This is a genomic window from Pontibacter harenae (assembly GCF_020907245.1).
GTDB lineage: Bacteria > Bacteroidota > Bacteroidia > Cytophagales > Hymenobacteraceae > Pontibacter > Pontibacter harenae.
Window position 1 is genome coordinate 1 of sequence record NZ_JAJJWH010000085.1, and the last position, 5,567, is coordinate 5,567.

The 5,567-nt window shown below is 55.2% G+C and carries 4 tRNA genes and 3 rRNA genes; all 7 read right to left on the reverse strand.

Annotated elements, in window-relative coordinates:
* Positions 1-6: 6 nt before the first annotated feature.
* Positions 7-118: ribosomal RNA gene (rrf, locus tag LN893_RS20090) — 5S ribosomal RNA — on the reverse strand.
* A gap of 106 nt (positions 119-224) precedes the next feature.
* Positions 225-3,115 (reverse strand): 23S ribosomal RNA (locus LN893_RS20095).
* Between the two features lie 278 nt (positions 3,116-3,393).
* A tRNA-Ala gene (locus LN893_RS20100) sits at positions 3,394-3,467 on the reverse strand.
* Between the two features lie 19 nt (positions 3,468-3,486).
* Positions 3,487-3,552, reverse strand: a tRNA-Ile gene (locus LN893_RS20105).
* Positions 3,553-3,935: 383 nt separating this feature from the next.
* Positions 3,936-4,009 (reverse strand) — tRNA-Ala (locus LN893_RS20110).
* A gap of 19 nt (positions 4,010-4,028) precedes the next feature.
* Positions 4,029-4,102 (reverse strand) — tRNA-Ile (locus LN893_RS20115).
* 144 nt (positions 4,103-4,246) lie between these two features.
* Positions 4,247-5,567, reverse strand: a 16S ribosomal RNA gene (locus LN893_RS20120); the annotation flags it as partial.

Sequence of the window (5,567 nt, forward strand, 5' to 3'; positions counted from 1 at the left end):
TGGTGGGGTTGGCGGCGACCTACTCTCCCGGATGTGACTCCAGTACCATCGGCGCGGCGGGGCTTAACTGCTCTGTTCGGGATGGGAAGAGGTGAACACCCGCGCTGTAGCCGCCATTGTCTTTCCACGGTGTATGGCCGTGCGTATGTCTTAAAAGCTTGTTTGACTAGATTGGGAGAGAGAGAATTCGAGGTGCGGGCCGTTCTTCGGCCTGTGCTGTGCACGCGGGAACGCGCTCGGGCAATTAGTACCGCTCGGCTGTGGTGTCTCCACCTTTACACCTGCGGCCTATCGACGTCATCGTCTCTGACGGCCCTTAAGGGAGATCTCATCTTGGGGCGGGTTTCGCACTTAGATGCTTTCAGCGCTTATCCCGTCCGAGCGTAGCTACCCTGCGCTGCACTTGGCAATACAACAGGTCCACCAGAGGCTCGTCCAACCCGGTCCTCTCGTACTAAGGTCAGGACCCCTCAAATCTCCGACGCCCACAACAGATAGGGACCGAACTGTCTCACGACGTTCTGAACCCAGCTCGCGTGCCACTTTAATCGGCGAACAGCCGAACCCTTGGGACCTTCTCCAGCCCCAGGACGTGACGAGCCGACATCGAGGTGCCAAACCTCCCCGTCGATATGAGCTCTTGGGGGAGATCAGCCTGTTATCCCCAGAGTACCTTTTATCCTTTGAGCGATGGCCCTTCCATGCGGAACCACCGGATCACTATATCCGCCTTTCGGCCCTGCTCGGCTTGTGGGCCTCACAGTCAAGCCCCCTTATGCTATTGCGCTCTGCGCACGGTTACCAAGCGTGCTGAGGGAACCTTTGAAAGCCTCCGTTATTGTTTTGGAGGCGACCACCCCAGTCAAACTACCCACCAAGCAATGTCCCCCTTCTAAAGAGGTTAGGCGCCAAGCAACCCAAGGGTGGTATTTCAAGGACGGATCCGCGACGCCTGGCGACGCCGCCTCATCTCCTCCCACCTATCCTACACATGGGTTACCCAGAGTCAATGCTAAGCTATAGTAAAGGTTCATGGGGTCTTTCCGTCCCGTTGCGGGTACTCGGCATCTTCACCGAGACTACAATTTCACCGAGCTCACGGCTGAGACAGCGCCCAGATCGTTACACCATTCGTGCAGGTCGGAACTTACCCGACAAGGAATTTCGCTACCTTAGGACCGTTATAGTTACGGCCGCCGTTTACCGGGGCTTCGATTCAGAGCTTCGCCTTGCGGCTAACCCCCCCTCTTAACCTTCCGGCACCGGGCAGGTGTCAGGCCTTATACTTCATCTCTCGATTTCGCAAAGCCATGTGTTTTTGTTAAACAGTCGCCTGGGCCTCTTCACTGCGGCTTCTCCATCGCTGGAGGAAGCACCCCTTCTCCCGAAGTTACAGGGTCATTTTGCCGAGTTCCTTGGCCGTGATTCACTCGAGCACCTTAGGATTCTCTCCTCGACCACCTGTGTCGGTTTGCGGTACGGGCGGCTATGCATTTAAACGCTTAGCGGGTTTTCTAGGGAGCCTGATTAGGGACACTATCTCCGCCCCCGAAGGGTTGGAGTACTTTCACCTTTCAGCTAGCCTGGCGTACTTAACAACCAAGCCAATACCTACGGGCTTAAACGCACTATTCCGTCAGTGCGCGGTCCTTTCACTTCTCCGTCACCGCATCGCTATGCATGGCCGGTGCTGGAATATTAACCAGCTGTCCATCGAACTGCGCTTTCGCCTCGCCCTTAGGACCCGACTAACCCTGATCCGATTAGCGTTGATCAGGAAACCTTGGTCTTTCGGTGTGCGGGTTTCTCGCCCGCATTATCGTTACTTATGCCTACATTTGCTTTTCCAAGCGCTCCAGAATGCCTCGTCGGCACGCCTTCGTCGCCCTTGGAATGCTCCCCTACCAGTGTATAAATACAATCCGCAGCTTCGGTGCCATGCTTGATGCCCGATTATTATCGATGCCCTCTCGCTCGACCAGTGAGCTGTTACGCACTCTTTAAAGGAATGGCTGCTTCCAAGCCAACCTCCTGGCTGTCTAAGCAAGTGGACCCCCTTTGTTCAACTTAGCGTGGACTTAGGGACCTTAGCTGGCGGTCTGGGTTCTTTCCCTCTCGGCGCGGGACCTTAGCACCCCGCGCCTCACTGCCGCGTATATCAAATGGCATTCGGAGTTCGTCAGGATTCGGTAGGATGTGACTCCCCCTAGTCCTATCGGTAGCTCTACCTCCATATGACTCGACCGCGACGCTGCCCCTAAAGGCATTTCGGGGAGTACGAGCTATTTCTCAGTTTGATTGGCCTTTCACCCCTACCCACAGGTCATCCAAATACTTTTCAACGTAAACTGGTTCGGACCTCCAACTGGTTTTACCCAGCCTTCATCCTGCCCATGGGTAGATCACAAAGTTTCGCGTCTACCCCCCCTGACTGCGCGCCCTGTTCAGACTCGCTTTCGCTCCGGCTCCGTTCCTTGAAGAACTTAACCTCGCCAGGGAGGAGTAACTCGTAGGCTCATTATGCAAAAGGCACGCCGTCACCCCACGAAGGGGCTTCGACAGCTTGTAGGCGCATGGTTTCAGGTTCTATTTCACCCCCTTATTCAGGGTACTTTTCACCTTTCCCTCACGGTACTGGTTCACTATCGGTCTCTCAGGAGTATTTAGCCTTAGCGGATGGTGCCGCTAGATTCAGGCGGGATTTCTCCGGTCCCGCCCTACTCAGGATACCACTAGGGCCAAGCAGCTTACGCACACGGGACTATCACCCCCTACGGTCACCCTTCCCAGGGTGTTATGCTTCAATACTTGGTCCCACATCGTGGTCCTACAACCCCGGCACTGCCGTGACAGTACCGGTTTGGGCTCTTCCGCGTTCGCTCGCCACTACTTGCGGAATCATTGTTATTTTCTCTTCCTCGGGGTACTTAGATGTTTCAGTTCCCCCGGTTCGCTCCCTTATCGGGTAGTATATCTTCAATATACTGGGTTGCCCCATTCGGAAACCCGCGGATCAATTCGTATGTGCCGATCCCCGCGGCTTATCGCAGCTTGTCGCGTCCTTCATCGCCTCTGAGAGCCTAGGCATCCCCCATGCGCCCTTCTCTGCGTTCTCGGCCGCCGTCCTAAAACGGCGGCCCGCATCTCGTTAACATAGGTCTGCATTGCTGCAGCCTAAACTTTATTTTCTCTCTCCCATCATGTCAAAGAACNATCACCGTCATAAGACGTAACCAGCCTAAACTTTATTTTCTCTCTCCCATCATGTCAAAGAACTTTCTCTCAGAATCTAGATATCAGACACCAGACGTTAGACGTCCGAGTGTGTAATGCCTCTCCTGAAATTAGGGGCAACAACCTGTTGTCGTTGCCGTGTATTGTTGTGTCAGCGTGTGGAGAATAACGGAGTCGAACCGTTGACCTCCTGCGTGCAAAGCAGGCGCTCTAGCCAGCTGAGCTAATCCCCCAGGGTATTCTACTAAGCAGTGGGCCTGCGTGGACTCGAACCACGGACCTCTACATTATCAGTGTAGCGCTCTAACCACCTGAGNAAGACAACGCCAGCCTAAACTTTATTTTCTCTCTCCCATCATGTCAAAGAACTTTTCCCAGTTCCGAAACGAAGCACTGGAGTGTTACCTCCACCTTCAATCTTTCCTGAGTTAGGGGCAACAACCTGTTGTCGTTGCCGTGTTGTTTTTGAGTTTGATTGATTGAAACAGTCTTCAAGGGTCCGCGCCGGGTCACTTGCTGCGCCTTCACTCGGAAAGCCAGGGGTCGACCCTAGAAAGGAGGTGATCCAGCCGCACCTTCCGGTACGNCTCTCAGAATCTAGATATCAGACACCAGACGTTAGACGTCCGAGTGTGTAATGCCTCTCCTGAAATTAGGGGCAACAACCTGTTGTCGTTGCCGTGTATTGTTGTGTCAGCGTGTGGAGAATAACGGAGTCGAACCGTTGACCTCCTGCGTGCAAAGCAGGCGCTCTAGCCAGCTGAGCTAATCCCCCAGGGTATTCTACTAAGCAGTGGGCCTGCGTGGACTCGAACCACGGACCTCTACATTATCAGTGTAGCGCTCTAACCACCTGAGCTACAAGCCCCCGTGGCGTCGCACGTCCCCCTGATTCGGGAGTCTCACACCCGCCAAATGGGTTTTGAGGTTTTGCCGAGACAGAAGAAGAAGAAGAAAAAAGCCGCGTCCGCGCGGGTTACCTGCGCCTCGGAGAGGCCAGGGGCGACCCTAGAAAGGAGGTGATCCAGCCGCACCTTCCGGTACGGCTACCTTGTTACGACTTAGCCCCAGTTACCAGTTTTACCCTAGACGGCTCCTTTGACGGTCACCGGCTTCAGGTCTCCCTGACTTCCATGGCTTGACGGGCGGTGTGTACAAGGCCCGGGAACGTATTCACCGCGTCGTTGCTGATACGCGATTACTAGCGATTCCGGCTTCACGGAGTCGAGTTGCAGACTCCGATCCGAACTGAGACGCACTTTTTGAGATTGGCTCCCTGTCACCAGGTGGCAACCCTCTGTATGCGCCATTGTAGCACGTGTGTAGCCCTAGGCGTAAGGGCCATGATGACTTGACGTCGTCCCCGCCTTCCTCACTTCTTGCGAAGGCAGTCTCTCCAGAGTCCCCACCATTACGTGCTGGCAACTGAAGATAGGGGTTGCGCTCGTTGCGGGACTTAACCCAACACCTCACGGCACGAGCTGACGACAGCCATGCAGCACCTTGCTTTGTGCCCCGAAGGGAAGTACCATCTCTGGTACCGTCACGCGCATTCTAGCCTAGGTAAGGTTCCTCGCGTATCATCGAATTAAACCACATGCTCCACCGCTTGTGCGGGCCCCCGTCAATTCCTTTGAGTTTCACCCTTGCGGGCGTACTCCCCAGGTGGAGTACTTAACGCTTTCGCTTGGACGCCGACCGTGTATCGCCGACATCGAGTACTCATCGTTTACGGCGTGGACTACCAGGGTATCTAATCCTGTTCGCTCCCCACGCTTTCGTGCCTCAGCGTCAGTTTCGGCCTAGCGAGCTGCCTACGCAATCGGGGTTCTTGGTGGTATCTATGCATTTCACCGCTACACCACCAGTTCCGCCCGCCTCGACCGAACTCAAGCCCGTCAGTATCAACGGCAGTTCCAGGGTTGAGCCCTGGGATTTCACCGCTGACTTAACGGGCCGCCTACGCACCCTTTAAACCCAATAAATCCGGACAACGCTTGCACCCTCCGTATTACCGCGGCTGCTGGCACGGAGTTAGCCGGTGCTTATTCATCTGGTACCGTCAGTTACCCACGCATGGGCGTTTTCTTCCCAGATAAAAGCAGTTTACAACCCAGAAGGCCTTCTTCCTGCACGCGGCATGGCTGGGTCAGGCTATCGCCCATTGCCCAATATTCCCTACTGCTGCCTCCCGTAGGAGTCTGGTCCGTGTCTCAGTACCAGTGTGGGGGACCATCCTCTCAGAACCCCTAGCCATCGTGGCCTTGGTGGGCCGTTACCCCGCCAACTAGCTAATGGCACGCATGCCCATCTTCCATCGCCGAAGCTTTAAC